This is a genomic window from Streptomyces thermocarboxydovorans (genome assembly GCF_039524635.1).
In the GTDB taxonomy this organism is placed as follows: Bacteria; Actinomycetota; Actinomycetes; order Streptomycetales; family Streptomycetaceae; genus Streptomyces; species Streptomyces thermocarboxydovorans.
In genome coordinates this window covers 51,313-68,241 of the sequence record NZ_BAAAGU010000017.1, presented here as the reverse complement: position 1 = coordinate 68,241, position 16,929 = coordinate 51,313, and the positions used below count along the sequence as shown (strand labels likewise).

Genomic DNA, 16,929 nt, shown 5'->3' with positions numbered 1-16,929 from the left:
CCCCGGCCCCAGGTCCACCCTTACGAGGGACCCGTACGACTGGCTGCGGTTGCCCGCGGCCGACTGCGGCTATCCGGCCTGCGGCGCCCGTCCGCGCACGCCCTCGGCCAGGTCGGCGGCGAGTTCGCGGACCGCGGCGAGGCCGGCGGCCTCGTCGGGGGCGTCCAGCATCCGCTTGACGAAGGCCGAGCCGACGATCACCCCGTCGGCGAAGCCCGCCACCTCGGCGGCCTGGGCCGCGTTGGAGACGCCGAGGCCCACGCAGACCGGCAGGCCGGTGCCGGTGGCCCGGGTGCGCCGCACCAGGTCCTCGGCCTGCGAGCCGACCGACTCACGGGTGCCGGTGACGCCCATCAGGGAGGCCGCGTAGACGAAGCCGCTGCCCGCCGCGGTGATCTCGGCGAGCCGGGCGTCCTTGCTGCTGGGCGCCACCACGAACACGGTCGCCAGGTTGTGCTTCTCGGCGTGCTCCCGCCACAGCGCGGACTCCTGCACCGGCAGGTCGGGCAGGATGCAGCCCGCGCCGCCCGCCTCGGCCAGCTCGGCGGTGAAGCGCTCCACGCCGTAGCGGTCGATGGGGTTCCAGTAGGTCATGACCAGGACCGGCTTGCCGGTGGCGGTGTGCGCCTCGCGCACCGTGCGCATCACGTCGGCGATCTTCACCCCGCCGCGCAGCGCGATGTCGTCGGCGGTCTGGATGACCGGCCCGTCGAGCACCGGGTCGCTGTGCGGCAGGCCCACCTCGACCACGTCGGCGCCGCTGTCCAGGACGGCCTTGACCGCCTCGATGCCGCCGTCCACGGTCGGGAAGCCTGCCGGGAGGTAGGCGATGAGGGCGGCGCGGCCCTCGCTCTTGGCCGCCGCGAGGGTGTCGGCCAGCAGCTGCAGGTTCCCGCTCACTTGGCGTCCTCCTCGATCTCGGCGGTGCCGGAGGCGTCCTCGGCGACCTCCGCGTCGGTGTCGTACAGGCCGAAGTAGCGGGCGGCGGTGTCCATGTCCTTGTCGCCGCGGCCGGAGAGGTTGACCACGATCAGCCCGTCCTTGCCCAGCTCCTTGCCGACCTCCAGGGCGCCGGCCAGGGCGTGGGCGCTCTCGATGGCCGGGATGATGCCCTCGGTGCGCGACAGCAGCCGCAGGGCCTGCATCGCGGCGTCGTCGGTGACCGCGCGGTACTCGCCGCGGCCGGTGTCCTTGAGATAGGCGTGCTCGGGGCCGATGCCGGGGTAGTCCAGGCCGGCCGAGATCGAGTAGGGCTCGGTGATCTGGCCCTCGTCGTCCTGGAGGACGTAGGAGCGCGAGCCGTGCAGGATGCCGGGCTCGCCGGCGGTCAGGGTGGCCGCGTGCTCGCCGGTCTCGATGCCGTGGCCCGCGGGCTCGCAGCCGATCAGGCGCACCTGGGTGTCGGGCACGAAGGCGTGGAAGAGGCCGATGGCGTTGGAGCCGCCGCCGACGCAGGCGATCGCGGCGTCGGGCAGGCGCCCGGTGCGCTCCAGCAGCTGGCGGCGGGCCTCGACGCCGATGACGCGATGGAAGTCGCGGACCATCGCCGGGAAGGGGTGCGGGCCGGCGACGGTGCCGAAGAGGTAGTGGGTGTGGTCGACGTTGGCGACCCAGTCGCGGAACGCCTCGTTGATGGCGTCCTTCAGGGTGCGGCTGCCGGACTTCACGGCCACCACCTCGGCGCCGAGCATGCGCATCCGGGCCACGTTGAGGGCCTGGCGCCTGGTGTCGATCTCGCCCATGTAGATGGTGCAGTCGAGGCCGAACAGGGCGCAGGCGGTGGCGGTGGCGACGCCGTGCTGGCCGGCGCCGGTCTCGGCGATGACCCGGGTCTTGCCCATGCGCTTGGTGAGCAGGGCCTGGCCGAGCACGTTGTTGATCTTGTGGCTGCCGGTGTGGTTCAGGTCCTCGCGCTTGAGGAAGACGCGGACGCCCCCGGCGTGCTCGGCGAACCGGGGGACCTCGGTGAGGGCGCTGGGGCGGCCGGTGTAGTTGACCAGGAGGTCGTCGAGCTCCCGGGCGAACTCCGGGTCCTGCTTGGCCTTGTCGTACTCGACGGCGACCTCGTCGACCGCGGCGACCAGGGCCTCGGGGATGAACTTGCCGCCGAACGCGCCGAAGTAGCCCTCGGGCGAGGGGACCTGGCCTTCCGGGTCGGGGATGAAGAAGTTGCTGGGCATGCGAAACCTCACGGTGAGTGCGTGACAGAACACTAAGCGCCGTGGGGGCGGGGGACGGTCAGCCGACCGCGAAGTCAGGAAGTACTCGCGAGGAACCCCGCGCCCCTCAGACGGGCCGCTGCCATCGCATGCCGTTGACCTGCCCCGGTTCGTCGCCGATCACATAGCGGACCCGGCGGCCGTGCACCCGGCGGGCGGGCGCGCGGCAGCCACGGGGCCGGCAGCCGCGCGCGAGGCGGGCGTACGGGTCCCTGGTCGCCAGGGTGATCGGAAGGGACATCGGGGCAAGCCTAGCGGGGGTGTTCAGCGGCCGTGACGGAGTGCGGGATGCTCGCCCGCGGCCACCAGGTCGGCGACGGCCGTCTTGGGGTCCTTGCCGGTGACCAGGGACTCGCCGACGAGCACCGCGTCGGCGCCCGCGTTGGCGTAGGCGATCAGGTCGTGCGGGCCGCGCACACCGGACTCGGCGACCTTGACGAGGTGCGCCGGGATCTCGGGGGCCACCCGCTCGAAGGTGCCGCGGTCGACCTCGAGGGTCTTCAGGTTGCGGGCGTTGACGCCGACGACCTTGGCGCCCGCGTCCACGGCGCGCTCGACCTCCTCCTCGTCGTGCACCTCGACGAGCGGGGTGAGGCCGATGGACTCGGCGCGCTCGATGAGGGACTCCAGGGCCGGCTGCTCGAGGGCGGCCACGATCAGCAGGGCGAGGTCGGCGCCGTAGGCGCGGGCCTCCCAGAGCTGGTAGGAGGTGACGATGAAGTCCTTGCGCAGCACGGGGATGTCCACGCGTGCGCGCACCGCCTCCAGGTCGGCCAGCGAGCCGCCGAAGCGGCGCTGCTCGGTGAGGACGGAGATGACGGCGGCGCCGCCCGCCTCGTAGTCGGCGGCGAGCCCGGCCGGGTCGGCGATCGCGGCCAGCGCGCCCTTGGACGGGCTGGAGCGCTTGACCTCGCAGATGACCTTGACGCCCTCGCCGCGCAGGGCGGCCACGCCGTCCTTGGCCGCCGGGGCCTTCGCCGCACGTTCCTTGAGCTCGTCGAGGCTGACGCGCGCCTGCCGCTCCGCGAGGTCGGCACGGACTCCGTCGATGATCTCGTCGAGCACACTCACGCGAGCGGCCCCCTTCCAGAAGGTCGGGCTTCGGTCGGTTCGTCGGACAAAAACCGATGGTCACTGCGATGGTATCCGCAGCGGGCAGCCGACCCCGCATCCGGTCGGCCCGGGTCCCGCCAGCTGGACGGAAGGGCGCCGGTCAGGGGTGCAGCCAGCCGCCGAACGGCAGGTTGCGGACGACCGTGAAGACCAGCAGCAACGCCCCGAGGGACCACATCAGCAGCGGCGGCGGGTCGAGCCGGAAGGGCCGGTCCTGCAGGACGCGGACCACCCAGACGGTCCACAGCACGGCGAAGGCCGCGTAGCCGAGGACGGCGGGGGCGTTGGCCTGCAGGGCGGCCGGCAGATCGCCGTGGGCGACGGCGTGCGCGCTGCGCAGGCCGCCGCAGCCGGGGCAGTACAGGCCGGTGAGCCGCAGCAGCGGGCAGGCCGGGTAGTGGCCGGGCTCGTTGGGGTCGACGGCCGCCACATAGGCGAAGGCCCCGGCGACGGCCGCGAGGACACCGGCGGGGACGGCGAGCCGGGCGGCCCTGGCTCGGCGGGGCGTGGCGGGCGGGCTGCTGGCGGCGTTCACCCGTGCATTGTGCCCGCACCGGCCGGGGCGCGCCGCCCGTCGCATGCGTCAGGGGCGGTCCCGGCACCGTGTGTGTGCCGGCCGCCCCTGTCCTGGGCGGACACTTGCTGGGGTGCCGCCCGGTTGTTCCCCCGTGCCGCCCGGTGCGTCAGCTCTCGGCGCCTGCCTTTGCGCGGTCGCCGGTGGTCTGGAGCACGGGGTGGGCGTGCTTCGGCTGGCCCAGACCCATCGAGCGCATGATGGCGCCGACGACGCCGCCGAGGAGCACGATGCCCATGCCGGCCCAGAAGCCCACCGGTTGAGCCATCACCATGAACGCGCCCGCGACGCAGAAACCGATGAAGGCGATGATGACACCGGTCCAGGCGGCCGGGGTGTGACCGTGGCTGCTGCCCGCCATTGCTTGCTCCTCGTTGCTGTGTGCGTGTCTGAGCAGGACGCTCGGCCTCATTGTCCCGCACGCGCACGCGTGCCGTACTCGGGGGTGCACTCCACGCGGGTCGCGGTCAGGCTCCGGTGGGATCCTCGCCCCTGTCCAGCGCCTTCCACATCTCCTCGGGGCGGTCCGGGTCGGCGGGGGCGGCCCGGCGGCGGGGGCGCGGCGTGCCGCCGCGTTCGTAGCGGCCGGACATGGCGGGCCACAGGCGGCCGTAGCGCAGCGCCAGGAGTCCGGCGAGCAGCAGCAGCACTCCGCCGACGGCGGCGACGTAGGGCCAGGCCGTGTGGCTGAGCACCTCGACGGTGGCGGAGGTGTCGCCGGACGCCTGTGCGGCCTTCTCGTCGAGGGCGGAACTGTCGGAGGCGCCGAGCAGCGCCGCGACCACGGTGCCCGCCCCGCACAGGGCGAGCAGCGCGGCGACGGTGACGCGCCCGGCCCGGCGGACGGCGAAGACGGCGACCAGCGCGGCGAGGCCGACCACGGCCAGGGCTGCGGGGACGCCGGTGACGTCGCTGCCCTTGGCGGTCAGCGGGAACGCACCGCCGGCCACCGTCGCGGTGCCCTCGGACCACTGCTGCCGGGTGGCGAGCAGGGCGACGGCCGCGCCCAGGGCGCCGCTGAGCAGGGCGGCGGCGAGGCTGATCCGCCCCGCGCGGGCGGGTCCGGCGGCTTCGGAACGGGGGTGAGGTACGGCAGTCACGTCCTCCACTATCGCTTGAACCCCGCGCGGTCCGACACCGGGGGTTCGCTCACACCGTGCCCAGCCGGTTCGCGGTGTGCACCGCCCGCAGCACCGCCGCCGCCTTGTTGCGGCACTCGGTGTCCTCGGCGGCCGGGTCGGAGTCGGCGACGATCCCGGCGCCGGCCTGCACATAGGCGGTGCCGTCGCGCAGCAGGGCGGTGCGGATGGCGATGGCGGTGTCGGAGTCGCCGGCGAAGTCGAGGTAGCCGACACAGCCGCCGTACAGGCCGCGCCGGGACGGCTCCAGCTCGTCGATGATCTGCATGGCGCGCGGCTTGGGGGCGCCGGAGAGCGTGCCGGCCGGGAAGCAGGCGGTGAGCACGTCGAAGGCGGTGCGGTCGGGCGCGACCCGCCCGGTGACCGTCGAGACGATGTGCATGACGTGCGAGTAGCGCTCGATGGACATGAAGTCGACCACCTCGACCGAGCCGGGCTCGCAGACCCGTCCGAGGTCGTTGCGGCCGAGGTCGACGAGCATCAGGTGCTCGGCGCGCTCCTTGGGGTCGCCGAGCAGTTCCTCGGCGAGGGCCTGGTCCTCCTGCGGGGTGGTGCCGCGGTGCCGGGTGCCGGCGATGGGGTGCACCATGGCCTGCCCGTCCTCGACCTTCACCAGCGCCTCGGGGGAGGAGCCGACGACGTCGAAGCCGTCGAACCGGAACAGGTACATGTACGGGGACGGGTTGGTGGCCCGCAGCACCCGGTAGACGTCGAGCGCGGTGGCCGTGCAGGGGGTCTCGAAGCGCTGCGAGGGGACGACCTGGAAGGCCTCTCCGGCGCGGATGCGCTCCTTGATGTCCTCGACGGCCGCCTGGAAGTCGGGGCCGCCCCACAGGGCGGTGTACTCGGGCAGTTCGGAGGGCGGCAGCACGGCCGGGGGCTGGGCGACCGCGCGGGTGAGGTCGGCCTGCATGGCGTCGAGCCGGGCCACGGCGTCGGCGTAGGCCTCGTCGACCCCCGTCTCCAGGTCGTTGTGGTTGATCGCGTTGGCGATCAGCCAGACGGCGCCCTCCCAGTGGTCCATCACGGCGAGGTCGCTGGTGAGCAGCATGGTCAGCTCGGGCAGTTTCAGGTCGTCGCGCTCGCCGGGGCCGATCTTCTCCAGGCGGCGCACGATGTCGTAGCCGAGGTAGCCGACCATGCCGCCGGTGAAGGGCGGCAGGCCCAGGTCGTGGGCGAGGTCGCGGGGGGTGTGCAGGGCTTCGAGGGTGGCGCGCAGCGCGGCCAGCGGGTCGCCGCCGGTGGGGACGCCGACGGGTGGCGCGCCCAGCCAGTGGGCCTGCCCGTCGCGCTCGGTGAGGGTGGCGGCCGACCGTACGCCGACGAAGGAGTAGCGGGACCAGGAGCGCCCTCCCCCAGTGCTGAACGCCTGGGAGGTACCCCCATCCGCGGACTCCAGCAGGAAGGTGCCGGGGCGCTCGGCGGCGAGCTTGCGGTAGAGCGCCACCGGTGTGTCGCCGTCGGCGAGGAGTTTGCGGGTGACCGGGATGACGCGGCGGTCGGTGGCGAGCTTGCGGAACGTCTCGAGGTCCATGACGGCTGACCTTACTGATCGTCGCCGGGGACGCCGTGATCGCCGTCCTTCAGCAGCACGTCGGCGTCGAAGCAGGTGCGGGCGCCGGTGTGGCAGGCGGCGCCGACCTGGTCGACCTTGACCAGCACCGTGTCGGCGTCGCAGTCCAGGGCGACGGACTTCACGTGCTGGACGTGCCCGGAGGTGTCGCCCTTGACCCAGTACTCCTGGCGGCTGCGCGACCAGTAGGTGCAGCGGCCGGTGGTGAGCGTGCGGTGCAGCGCCTCGTCGTCCATCCAGCCGAGCATCAGCACCTCCCCGGTGTCGTACTGCTGGGCGATGGCGGGCAGGAGGCCGTCGGGGCTGCGCTTGAGCCGCGCGGCGATCTCCGGGTCGAGGCCGCTGGGGGGAGCGCTGTGGCGCGAAGCGCTTCCCTGAGGGGCGGTGCCCGGGCGACGGGCGGACGTGCTGGTCATGCGGTCCATTGTGCCGCGCCGGGCCGTCCCGCCCGGACGGCGTCCACTGTCCGGACCGGTGGGGCGGCCGTAGGCTGGCAGGCATGTCGACCCATGCGAAGCGTGAACGACTTCTCCTGGCCGATCTGCTGGAGACCGCGGGCCCCGACGCCCCGACCCTGTGCGAGGGCTGGACGACCCGGGACCTGGCCGCGCACGTGGTGGTGCGCGAGCGCCGCCCCGACGCCGCCGGCGGCATCCTGATCAAGCAGCTGGCGCCGCGCCTGGAACGGGTCATGGCGGAGTTCGCCGACAAGCCCTACGCGGAGCTGATCCAGCTGATCCGTACCGGCCCGCCGCGCTTCTCGCCGTTCTCCCTGAAACAGGTCGACGAGCTGTCCAACATCGTGGAGTTCTACGTCCACACCGAGGACGTCCGCCGCGCCCAGCCCGACTGGACCCCGCGGGAGCTGGACCCGGTGTTCCAGGACGCGCTGTGGTCGCGGCTGGAGCGCACGGCCCGGCTGATGGGCCGGGGTGTGCCGACGGGTCTGGTGCTGCGCCGCCCGGACGGCCAGACGGCGGTGGCCCGCCGCGGCACCCCGGTGGTCACGGTGACCGGGGAGCCGTCGGAGCTGGTGCTGTTCGCCTACGGCCGGCAGAACGCGGCCAGGGTCGAGCTGGAGGGCGACAAGGACGCGATCGCCAAGCTGCAGGAGACCAGGCAGCTCGGGATCTGATCGCCGCACCACCCGAAAGGCCCCGTCATGATCAAGCTCGCCATGACCAGCGTCTACGTGGACGACGTGGCGAAGGCGCACGCCTTCTACACCGATGTCCTGGGGTTCGAGACCCGCAGGCGCCGGGACCTGGGCGACGGCGCGCTGCTGGTCACGGTGGGCGCGCGGGACGGGGCGCAGCCGGATCTGGAGCTGCTGCTGGAACGCGGTCAGGGGCCGATCGCCGAGCCGCACCGCCGGGCGGTGCGCGAGGCGGGGCTGCCCGCGATCGTCCTCTCGGTGGACGACCTCCGCGCGGAGTACGAGCGGCTGCGCGGGGAGGGCGTCCACTTCGTGGAGGATCCGCAGGAGCGCGGCGGGGTGCTCACGGCCGTCGCGGACGACACGGTGGGCAATCTGATCCAGCTGATCCAGCCGCTCGGCTGAGCGCCGGCGTCAGCGGACGGGGTGGCCGGCCTCGCGCAGGGCCTCCTTGACCTCGCCGATCCGCAGGTCGCCGAAGTGGAAGACGGAGGCCGCGAGGACCGCGTCGGCGCCCGCGGCGATGGCCGGCGGGAAGTCGGCGAGCTTGCCTGCCCCGCCGGAGGCGATCAGCGGGACGGTGACGTGCTTGCGGACCGCGGTGATCATCTCCAGGTCGTAGCCGTCCTTGGTGCCGTCGGCGTCCATGGAGTTGAGCAGGATCTCCCCCGCGCCCAGTTCGGCGGCCTGGTGGGCCCATTCGACGGCGTCGATGCCGGTGCCGCGCCGGCCGCCGTGGGTGGTGACCTCGAAGCCGCCGCTCGGGGTGCGGCGGGCGTCCACCGACAGGACCAGGACCTGGCGGCCGAAGCGCTCGGCGATCTCCCGGATCAGCTCGGGGCGGGCGATCGCCGCCGTGTTGACGCCGACCTTGTCGGCGCCCGCGCGCAGCAGCTTGTCCACGTCCTCGGCGGTGCGGACGCCGCCGCCCACGGTGAGCGGGATGAAGACCTGCTCGGCGGTGCGGCGCACCACGTCGTAGGTGGTCTCGCGGTTTCCGGACGAGGCGGTGATGTCCAGGAACGTCAGCTCGTCGGCGCCCTCGGCGTCGTACACCTTGGCCATCTCGACGGGGTCGCCCGCGTCGCGCAGGTTCTTGAAGTTGACGCCCTTGACGACCCGGCCGTTGTCCACGTCCAGGCAGGGGATGACTCGGACCGCCAGGGTCATGAAGTCACGGCTCCTTGGTGTTTTCCTCGGAATGCTTCCAGTTCCACCGAGACCAGGACGCGGGCGTCGACGAACCCCTCGACGACCAGCACGGTGGTGACCGGTCGCACCCGGTCGAACAGCTCCTTGTGGGCCCGGCCGACCTCGTCGACGTCGCGGGCGTGGGCGAGGTGCACCCGGGTGCGGACCACGGACTCGACGCCGAGCCCGAACTCGCCGATGGCCTCGAGCGCGGTGGTGAAGGCGACCTTGGCCTGCTCGTACGGGTCGCCCTCGCCGTAGAGCACATCGCCCTTGAACGCGGTGGTGCCCGCGACCAGGACGAGGTCGCCCGCCGCGACGGCGCGTGCGAAGCCGAAGGACTCCTCCCAGGGGTTTCCGCTCTGCACGCGCCGCACGGCACCGATGGTCATCGCGACACAGCCTCCAAAGCCTCTTCCAGGGTGAACGCCTTCGCGTACAGGGCCTTCCCGACGATGGCGCCCTCGACACCGAGTGGGACCAGCTCGGCGATCGCCCTGAGGTCGTCCAGCGAGGACACCCCGCCGGAGGCGACGACCGGGCGGTCGGTGGCGGCGCAGACGTTCTTCAGCAGCTCCAGGTTGGGGCCCTGCAGGGTGCCGTCCTTGGCGATGTCGGTGACGACGTATCGGGCGCAGCCCTCCTTGTTGAGTCGCTCCAGCGTCTCGTAGAGGTCGCCGCCGTCGCGGGTCCAGCCGCGGCCGCGCAGGGTGGTGCCGCGTACATCGAGGCCGACGGCGATCTTGTCGCCGTGCTCGGCGATGACCTTGGCGACCCACTCGGGGGTCTCCAGGGCGGCCGTGCCCAGGTTGACCCGGGTGCAGCCGGTGGCGAGCGCGGCGGCGAGGGTGTCGTCGTCGCGGATGCCGCCGGACAGCTCCACCTTGATGTCCATGGCCCGGGTGACCTCGGCGATCAGCTCCCGGTTGTCGCCGGTGCCGAACGCGGCGTCCAGGTCGACCAGGTGCAGCCACTCGGCGCCCGAGCGCTGCCAGGCGAGGGCGGCCTCGAGCGGCGAGCCGTAGGAGGTCTCGGTGCCGGACTCGCCGTGCACCAGACGGACGGCCTGGCCGTCGCGGACGTCGACGGCGGGGAGGAGTTCGAGCTTGGCAGCCATCAGAGGGTTCCGATCCAGTTGTTCAGCAGCTGGGCACCGGCGTCGCCGGACTTCTCGGGGTGGAACTGGGTGGCCCACAGGGCGCCGTTCTCCACCGCCGCCACGAACGGCTTGCCGTGCGTGGCCCAGGTGACCTTGGGCGCCTGCATCGCCGGGTTGTGCGCCTCCAGTTGCCAGTCGTGGACGGCGTAGGAGTGCACGAAGTAGAAGCGGGTGCCGTCGTCGAGACCGGCGAACATCCGGGATCCGGGCGCGATGTCCACGGTGTTCCAGCCCATGTGGGGCACGACGTCGGCCTCGAGCGGGCCGACCGTGCCGGGCCACTCGTCCAGGCCCTCGGTCTCGACCCCGTGCTCGATGCCGCGGGCGAACAGGATCTGCATGCCGACGCAGATGCCCATCACCGGGCGGCCGCCGGACAGCCGGCGGTCCACGATCCAGTCGCCGCGCGCCTCCTTCAGCCCCTGCATGCAGGCGGCGAAGGCGCCGACGCCCGGCACCAGCAGGCCGTCGGCGTTCATGGCCTTGTCGTAGTCGCGGGTGATCTCGACGTCCGCACCCGCGCGGGCGAGGGCGCGCTCGGCGGAGCGCACATTGCCGAAGCCGTAGTCGAAGACCACGACCTTCTTGGTGGTGCTCACCTCACACCTCCAGCCTGAGGACGCCGGCGAGGAGGCACATCGCGGCGCCGATGGAGAGCAGCACGATCAGGCTCGTGGGCATCTTCTGCTTGACGAAGGAGATGATGCCGCCGACGAGGAAGAGCCCGACCACGATCAGGACGGTGGACAGACCGTTCACCGTGCCACTCCGTTCGCTTCTCCGCCCGCGCGGCGCAGAGGTGCCGCCATCGTCGTCGTCTGCGGCCCGTCGGCCGCGCGTGCGTCGCTCACAGCGCACCCTTCGTGGACGGAATGATCCCTTCCGCGCGCGGGTCGCGCTCGGAGGCGTAGCGCAGGGCCCGGGCCAGGGCCTTGAACTGGCACTCCACGATGTGGTGCGCGTTGCGCCCGTAGGGCACGTGCACGTGCAGCGCGATCTGGGCCTGGGCGACGAAGGACTCCAGGATGTGCCGGGTCATCGTCACGTCGTACTCGCCGATCATCGGCGCCATGTTCTCCGGCTCGGTGTGCACCAGGTAGGGGCGGCCGGAGAGGTCGACGGTGACCTGGGCGAGGGACTCGTCCAGCGGGACCGTGCAGTTGCCGAAGCGGTAGATCCCCTTCTTGTCGCCGAGCGCCTGCTTGAAGGCGGCGCCGAGCGCGAGGGCGGTGTCCTCGATGGTGTGGTGGGAGTCGATGTGCAGGTCGCCCTCGGTCTTCACGGTCAGGTCGAACAGACCGTGCCGGCCGAGCTGGTCGAGCATGTGGTCGTAGAACCCGACCCCGGTGGAGATCTCGGTCCGCCCGGTGCCGTCGAGGTCTATCTCGACCAGCACCGAGGTCTCCTTGGTGGTGCGCTCCACGCGTCCTACGCGGCTCATTCGCTCTGCTCCTTCTTGATGTCCCGTACCGCGTCGAGGAACGCGTCGTTCTCCTCCGGGGTGCCGGCGGTGACCCGCAGCCACCCCGGCACGCCGTTGTCCCGGACCAGGACGCCCCGGTCGAGGATCCGCTGCCAGGCCCGGTGGGCGTCGTCGAACCGGCCGAACTGCACGAAGTTGGCGTCCGACTCGATCACCTCGTAGCCGATCGCCCGCAGCTCGGCGACCAGCCGGTCCCGTTCGGCCTTCAGCTGCTCGACATAACCGAGCAGCGTGTCGGTGTGTTCCAGGGCGGCCAGCGCGGTGGCCTGGGTCACCGCCGAGAGGTGGTAGGGCAGCCGGACCAGCTGGACGGCGTCCACCACCGCCGGGTGGGCGGCCAGGTAGCCGAGGCGCAGCCCGGCCGCGCCGAACGCCTTGGACATGGTCCGCGAGATCACCAGGTGCGGCCGGCCCTCGAGCAGGTCGAGCAGCGAGTCGCCGTGGCTGAACTCGATGTACGCCTCGTCCACCACCACCATCGACGGCTTGGCCGCCTGCGCGGCCTCGTACAGCGCGAGGACGGTCTCGCGCGGCACCGCGTTGCCGGTGGGGTTGTTGGGGGTGGTGACGAAGACGACGTCCGGCTGGTTCTCGGCGATCGCCTTCTCGGCGGCGGGCAGGTCGATGGTGAAGTCGTCGGCGCGCGGGCCGGAGATCCAGCCGGTGCCGGTGCCGCGCGCGATCAGGGCGTGCATCGAGTACGACGGCTCGAAGCCGATCGCGGTGCGGCCCGGGCCGCCGAAGGTCTGCAGCAGCTGCTGGATGACCTCGTTGGAGCCGTTGGCCGCCCAGACGTTCTCCACGCCGACCCGGTAGCCGGACGTGCGGGTCAGGTACTCGGCGAGGCGGGTGCGCAGCTCCACCGCGTCCCGGTCCGGGTAGCGGTTGAGGCCGCGGGCGGCCTCGCGCACCCGCTCGGCGATCCGCTCGACCAGCGGCTCGGGCAGCGGGTAGGGGTTCTCGTTGGTGTTCAGCCGTACGGGCACGTCGAGCTGGGGCGCCCCGTAGGGGGACTTGCCGCGCAGCTCGTCCCGAACCGGCAGGTCGTCGATCCTCACGTCGCTCACTTGCTCTCGGGCACCTTCCAGCCGAACCTCGCCTTGATCGCCGCGCCGTGCGCCGGGAGGTCCTCCGCCTCCGCCAGCGTCACCACGTGGTGCGCGACCTCGGCCAGCGCGTCCTCGGTGTAGTCGACGATGTGGATGCCGCGCAGGAAGGACTGCACGGACAGGCCCGAGGAGTGGCAGGCGCAGCCGCCGGTGGGCAGGACGTGGTTGGATCCGGCCGCGTAGTCGCCGAGCGAGACGGGTGCCCAGGGGCCGAGGAAGATCGCGCCGGCGTTGCGCACCCGGTCGGCGACGGCGGCGGCGTCGGCGGTCTGGATCTCCAGGTGCTCGGCGCCGTAGGCGTCGACCACCCGCAGGCCCTCGTCGATGCCGTCGACCAGCACGATGGCGGACTGCTTGCCGCTGAGGGCGGGCACGATCCGGTCGTCGATGTGCTTGCTGGCCTTGACCTGCGGCTCCAGCTCCTTCTCCACCGCGTCCGCCAGCTCGGCGGAGTCGGTGACCAGGACGGCGGCGGCCAGCGGGTCGTGCTCGGCCTGGCTGATCAGGTCGGCGGCGACGTGCACCGGGTCGGCCGTGGAGTCCGCGAGGATCGCGATCTCGGTGGGGCCGGCCTCGGCGTCGATGCCGATCCTCCCGGTGAAGTAGCGCTTGGCGGCGGCGACCCAGATGTTGCCGGGGCCGGTGACCATGTTCGCCGGCGGGCAGGACTCGGTGCCGTACGCGAACATCGCGACGGCGGTGGCGCCGCCGGCCGCGTACACCTCGTCGACGCCGAGCAGCGCGCACGCGGCGAGGATCGTCGGGTGCGGCAGGCCGCCGAACTCGGCCTGCGCCGGCGAGGCCAGCGCGATCGACGGGACGCCGGCCTCCTGTGCCGGGACCGCGTTCATGATCACGGACGAGGGGTAGACCGAGCGGCCGCCGGGCGCGTACAGGCCCACGCGGTCGACGGGCACCCACTTCTCGGTGACCGTGCCGCCGGGCACGACCTGGGTGGTGTGGGTGGAGCGGCGCTGCTCGCGGTGGACGAGCCGGGCGCGGCGGATGGACTCCTCCAGGGCCGCGCGCACGGCCGGGTCCAGCTGCTCGAGGGCGTCGGTGAGCGCCTGGGCCGGAACCCGGACGCTTTCCAGCCGCACCCCGTCGAACTTCTCGGCGAAGTCGATCAGCGCCGCGTCGCCACGATGATGCACGGCCTCGCAGATGGGACGCACCTTCTCCAGGGCGGCCGCGACGTCGAAGTCGGCTCGGGGCAGCAGGTCACGCAGGGCGGGGCCCTCGGGGAGGGCGTCGCCGCGCAGATCGATTCGGGAGATCACGTGCTCAATTCTCTCAGACCCGCGCGCGGGGACGTCCGCGCGGTCCAATGGCTGATACGCGTGTCATGCGGTGACCCTCCGCACACATCGGCGCGATCCGTCTCACGTTCCGTGTTCAAGCAGTCACCTGACCGGGCACAACGGCTGTACGAAGCGATGAACCAGCAAGTAGCTGGGGAGGAGGGGGCAGTCGTGGCCACAGGGGCGGGACCGGGCGCCGCGCGGCCGCCGGAGGACCTGACCGCCGTCGAGGCGGGCATGTGGCAGGCGTTCCGCAGCGGCAGCCTGTACGACCTGAGCAGCGGCGACACGGTCGTGGACGATCCGCACGGGGGCCACCCGTGGGGGCCGGAGCGCACGGTGCGGGCGCGGGTCGTGTGCTGGCTGCTGCTGGACGGCCCGCCCGCGCTGGCCGGCCGGGTCTCCTCGCTGAAGCTGGCCGGGGTGCTGATCAGCGGCACGCTGGACCTGGCCGGCGGTGCCGTGGTCCCGTACGTGGAGCTGCGCGGCTGCCGCTTCGAGCGGGAGGTGCTGCTGCCGGAGGCCCGCTTCACCACGGTGCGGCTGGTGGACTGCGCGGTGCCGCGCCTGGAGGCCGCCCGGCTGCACACCGAGGGCGATCTGCATCTGCCGCGCTGCCGCTTCCTGCGCGGCATACGGCTGACCGACGCCCGGATAGGCACCGATCTGCTGCTCAACCAGGCGGTGGTGCACCGCGACCGCAGCGGCCGCTCGCTCGCCGGGGACGGCCTGACGGTCGGTCAGGACCTGCAGGCGGAGATGCTCCAGTCGCACGGGGAGCTGAGCCTGCGCGGCGCCACGATCGGCGTCTCGCTGAACCTGCGCGGGGCCCGGCTGCTCAACCCGCACACCCGGCAGGCGCTCAACGCGCCCCAGCTGACGGTCGGGCGGTCGCTGTATCTGACCCCGGCGGGCCTCGGCCCCCACGCCAGGAGCGGGATGACCCCGGCGCGCGGCACCCGGATCCAGCGCTTCGAGTGCCAGGGCGGGGTGCGGCTGGACGACGGGCGCTTCGGGGACGCGGTGGACCTCGAGGGGGCCCGGTTCGCCTTCACCGACGAGCAGGAGCTGTCGATGCGCCGGGGGCAGACGCCCGAGCTGCGCTTCCTCTGCGAGCGTCCGGTGCGCGGCCAGGTGGTGCTGTCGGGGGCCCGGGTGGTGAACCTGATGGACCGGGTGGACAGCTGGCCCGGCCCCGGCCGGCTGCAGATGGGCGGCTTCACCTACGAGAACCTGGTGCCGCGCGGGCCGTTCCCGCTGGAGAAGCGGATCCGGTGGGTGGGGGCGGCGAGCGCCGAGTACAACCCGGAGCCCTATGAGCGGCTGGCCGCCGTGCTGCGGGCGGGCGGCGCGGACGAGGACGCCCGCGAGGTGCTGCTCGCCAAGCAGCGCAGGCGCCGCCAGAGCCTGCCGCTCGCGGCCAAGCTGTGGGGGTACGCCCAGGACTGGACCGTCGCCTACGGGTACCGGCCGGGCCGGGCCGCGGTGTGGATGGCGGTGCTGTGGGCGGCCGGCTCGGTGACCTTCGCCCGCGCCGACCATCCGCCGATCAAGGAGGGTGAGCACCCTGCGTGGAACCCGTCGCTGTTCGCCCTGGATCTGCTGCTGCCGGTCATCGACCTGGGCCAGGTGGGTTTCTGGCAGCTGCGCGGCGGCTGGCAGTGGCTGGCGGCGGCGTTCATCCTGATGGGCTGGATCCTGGCGACGACGGTGGCGGCGGGCGCGACCCGCACGCTGCGGCGCAACTAGATGCACCCCCCTGCTCCGCCCGCCCGCCTGACGTTGTTTTACCTGCCCTTGACCGGCCGCAGTACAACTTTCCGCGACTTCGGCGAAGCCTCTGGCGCGCCTGTGACCAGCGGACTTTCAATGGTTGGACCATGGCTCTGCTGCACGCGTTCACCCGCTCCCCCCGGGTGCGAAGAAGGACGGCTCCCGCGCCCGCCGTCGGCGCCGTGCTGCCCGCCGACGACGAGGTGCTGCTCGACGCCCCCGACGACGCGCTGGGCCCGGCGCTGGTCGGTGCCGCGCAGGGGGACTTCGTCCCGGCCGCGGAGCTGCTCGCGGCCACCCGGCGCACCAGGGCCTGGGAGCGCCGCGACCGCTACATACGGCGCCTGGCGGTCTTCGCGCGGTCGCGGCCCGACTGGCTGACCGCCTGGCGGGCCGCCGCCCCGCACGACGGGGACGCGCTGCTGGTCGACGCCCAGGTGGCGGTGGACCGCGCCTGGGACTCCCCCGCGCGCACGGAACTGCTGCGCGAGGTGAGTCCGCTGATCACCGCGGCGGCCAAGGCGGACAACGGCGACCCGGTGCCCTGGCGGCTCGCCCTGGACCACGCCCGGGGCACCCGCGCCGGCCACACCTACTTCGAGGAGCTGTGGGCGGCGGCCGTCCGCCGCGCCCCGCACCACTACGGCTGCCATGTCGCGGCCCTGAGCTATCTCGCGTCCTCCTGGCACGGCTCGCACCGCGAGTGCTTCGACTTCGCCGAGCTGGCCGCCCAGGACGCGCCGGACGACTCGCTCACCCAGGCGCTGCCGCTGCGGGCGGCGTTCGGCTACCTCACCGACGGCTGCGGTCCCCCGCTGCCGCGGGCGCGGCTGGAGGCGGCGGCCGACCGGGCCGTGGCCCTGTCCTCGCGGTTCCCGGCGGGCCACGCCTGGCCGGCCGAGCCGCGCAATCTGCTGACGTATGTGCTGGTCCGCCTGGAGCGCTGGGCGGAGGCGCTGGAGCAGCTGGGCCTCATCGGTCTGTACGCCACGAGCTTCCCCTGGGACCGGGACGCGGACGATCCGCTCGGCCGGTTCCTCCAGGTGCGCCGGGAGGTGCGGGCGGCCGTGGCCACGGGTCGCGGGCGCGGCCATCCACTCCGTGAACGGCGACGGCACGTGCGCTCCGGCGACCATTAG

General features: G+C 73.0%; 21 protein-coding genes. 4 read left to right on the top strand and 17 right to left on the bottom strand.

Annotated features, from left to right (window positions below):
- Nucleotides 1-69: 69 nt before the first annotated feature.
- From trpA to hisI, 9 genes are all read right to left on the bottom strand, one after another.
- On the bottom strand, nt 70-900 hold the full coding sequence (trpA, locus tag ABD198_RS10450) for a tryptophan synthase subunit alpha (protein ID WP_343999674.1): 831 nt from the start codon (nt 898-900) through the stop codon (nt 70-72).
- Nucleotides 897-2,180, bottom strand: a complete 1,284-nt coding sequence (gene trpB / locus ABD198_RS10445; RefSeq protein ID WP_343999672.1) for a tryptophan synthase subunit beta — start codon at nt 2,178-2,180, stop codon at nt 897-899. Before trpB ends, trpA begins: the two co-directional genes overlap by 4 nt.
- 106 nt (nt 2,181-2,286) lie before the next feature.
- On the bottom strand, nt 2,287-2,460 hold the full coding sequence (trpM, locus tag ABD198_RS10440) for a tryptophan biosynthesis modulator TrpM (RefSeq protein ID WP_343999670.1): 174 nt from the start codon (nt 2,458-2,460) through the stop codon (nt 2,287-2,289).
- 23 nt (nt 2,461-2,483) lie between these two features.
- Nucleotides 2,484-3,290, bottom strand: coding sequence for an indole-3-glycerol phosphate synthase TrpC (trpC, locus tag ABD198_RS10435; RefSeq protein WP_343999667.1), 807 nt, complete (start codon nt 3,288-3,290; stop codon nt 2,484-2,486).
- A gap of 142 nt (nt 3,291-3,432) precedes the next feature.
- Nucleotides 3,433-3,912, bottom strand: a complete 480-nt coding sequence (locus ABD198_RS10430; RefSeq protein ID WP_425580448.1) for a DUF2752 domain-containing protein — start codon at nt 3,910-3,912, stop codon at nt 3,433-3,435.
- Between the two features lie 103 nt (nt 3,913-4,015).
- The gene (locus ABD198_RS10425; RefSeq protein ID WP_343999663.1) at nt 4,016-4,267 is read right to left on the bottom strand and encodes an HGxxPAAW family protein; all 252 of its coding nucleotides are present in this window, start codon (nt 4,265-4,267) and stop codon (nt 4,016-4,018) included.
- 106 nt (nt 4,268-4,373) lie between these two features.
- Nucleotides 4,374-5,015: a TIGR02234 family membrane protein gene (locus ABD198_RS10420; protein ID WP_343999661.1), complete on the bottom strand. Its 642-nt coding sequence runs from the start codon at nt 5,013-5,015 to the stop codon at nt 4,374-4,376.
- Between the two features lie 40 nt (nt 5,016-5,055).
- Entirely contained in the window at nt 5,056-6,579 is a 1,524-nt protein-coding gene (locus tag ABD198_RS10415) for an anthranilate synthase component I (RefSeq protein WP_343999659.1), read from the bottom strand.
- Nucleotides 6,580-6,590: 11 nt separating this feature from the next.
- Nucleotides 6,591-7,034, bottom strand: coding sequence for a phosphoribosyl-AMP cyclohydrolase (gene hisI, locus ABD198_RS10410; RefSeq protein WP_343999657.1), 444 nt, complete (start codon nt 7,032-7,034; stop codon nt 6,591-6,593).
- Nucleotides 7,035-7,117: 83 nt separating this feature from the next.
- Between hisI and ABD198_RS10405 the strand changes: the two genes are divergently transcribed.
- Together ABD198_RS10405 and ABD198_RS10400 are read left to right on the top strand one after the other, a co-directional pair.
- Nucleotides 7,118-7,753 (top strand): TIGR03085 family metal-binding protein, encoded by a 636-nt coding sequence (locus ABD198_RS10405; RefSeq protein ID WP_343999654.1) that lies wholly within the window; start codon nt 7,118-7,120, stop codon nt 7,751-7,753.
- Nucleotides 7,754-7,780: 27 nt separating this feature from the next.
- Complete coding sequence (locus ABD198_RS10400; RefSeq protein ID WP_343999652.1) at nt 7,781-8,179, top strand: VOC family protein; 399 nt, start codon at nt 7,781-7,783, stop codon at nt 8,177-8,179.
- A 9-nt stretch (nt 8,180-8,188) separates the two neighbouring features.
- On the opposite strand, the gene hisF is transcribed toward ABD198_RS10400, so the two are convergent.
- The 8 genes from hisF to hisD form a co-directional block, all read right to left on the bottom strand.
- Nucleotides 8,189-8,944 carry an imidazole glycerol phosphate synthase subunit HisF gene (hisF, locus tag ABD198_RS10395; RefSeq protein ID WP_343999650.1) on the bottom strand — a complete coding sequence of 252 codons (756 nt, stop codon included), beginning with the start codon at nt 8,942-8,944 and terminating at the stop codon, nt 8,189-8,191.
- Nucleotides 8,941-9,357, bottom strand: a complete 417-nt coding sequence (locus ABD198_RS10390; protein ID WP_343999648.1) for a Rid family hydrolase — start codon at nt 9,355-9,357, stop codon at nt 8,941-8,943. The genes hisF and ABD198_RS10390 overlap by 4 nt, the downstream gene beginning before the upstream one ends.
- Nucleotides 9,354-10,082, bottom strand: coding sequence for a bifunctional 1-(5-phosphoribosyl)-5-((5-phosphoribosylamino)methylideneamino)imidazole-4-carboxamide isomerase/phosphoribosylanthranilate isomerase PriA (gene priA, locus ABD198_RS10385; RefSeq protein ID WP_343999646.1), 729 nt, complete (start codon nt 10,080-10,082; stop codon nt 9,354-9,356). Before priA ends, ABD198_RS10390 begins: the two co-directional genes overlap by 4 nt.
- A complete protein-coding gene (hisH, locus tag ABD198_RS10380) occupies nt 10,082-10,723 on the bottom strand; it encodes an imidazole glycerol phosphate synthase subunit HisH (protein ID WP_343999644.1) in 642 nt (213 codons plus the stop codon). Before hisH ends, priA begins: the two co-directional genes overlap by 1 nt.
- A gap of 1 nt (nt 10,724) precedes the next feature.
- The gene (locus ABD198_RS10375; RefSeq protein ID WP_167994775.1) at nt 10,725-10,883 is read right to left on the bottom strand and encodes a hypothetical protein; all 159 of its coding nucleotides are present in this window, start codon (nt 10,881-10,883) and stop codon (nt 10,725-10,727) included.
- 88 nt (nt 10,884-10,971) lie between these two features.
- Entirely contained in the window at nt 10,972-11,565 is a 594-nt protein-coding gene (hisB, locus tag ABD198_RS10370; protein WP_167994773.1) for an imidazoleglycerol-phosphate dehydratase HisB, read from the bottom strand.
- Entirely contained in the window at nt 11,562-12,674 is a 1,113-nt protein-coding gene (locus ABD198_RS10365) for a histidinol-phosphate transaminase (protein ID WP_343999641.1), read from the bottom strand. The genes hisB and ABD198_RS10365 overlap by 4 nt, the downstream gene beginning before the upstream one ends.
- A complete protein-coding gene (hisD, locus tag ABD198_RS10360; protein ID WP_343999639.1) occupies nt 12,671-13,996 on the bottom strand; it encodes a histidinol dehydrogenase in 1,326 nt (441 codons plus the stop codon). Before hisD ends, ABD198_RS10365 begins: the two co-directional genes overlap by 4 nt.
- A gap of 192 nt (nt 13,997-14,188) precedes the next feature.
- On the opposite strand from hisD, the gene ABD198_RS10355 reads away from it, so the two are divergent.
- Both ABD198_RS10355 and ABD198_RS10350 read left to right on the top strand, forming a co-directional pair.
- Nucleotides 14,189-15,766 (top strand): oxidoreductase, encoded by a 1,578-nt coding sequence (locus ABD198_RS10355; RefSeq protein ID WP_343999637.1) that lies wholly within the window; start codon nt 14,189-14,191, stop codon nt 15,764-15,766.
- A gap of 131 nt (nt 15,767-15,897) precedes the next feature.
- Nucleotides 15,898-16,929 carry a hypothetical protein gene (locus ABD198_RS10350; protein WP_343999635.1) on the top strand — a complete coding sequence of 344 codons (1,032 nt, stop codon included), beginning with the start codon at nt 15,898-15,900 and terminating at the stop codon, nt 16,927-16,929.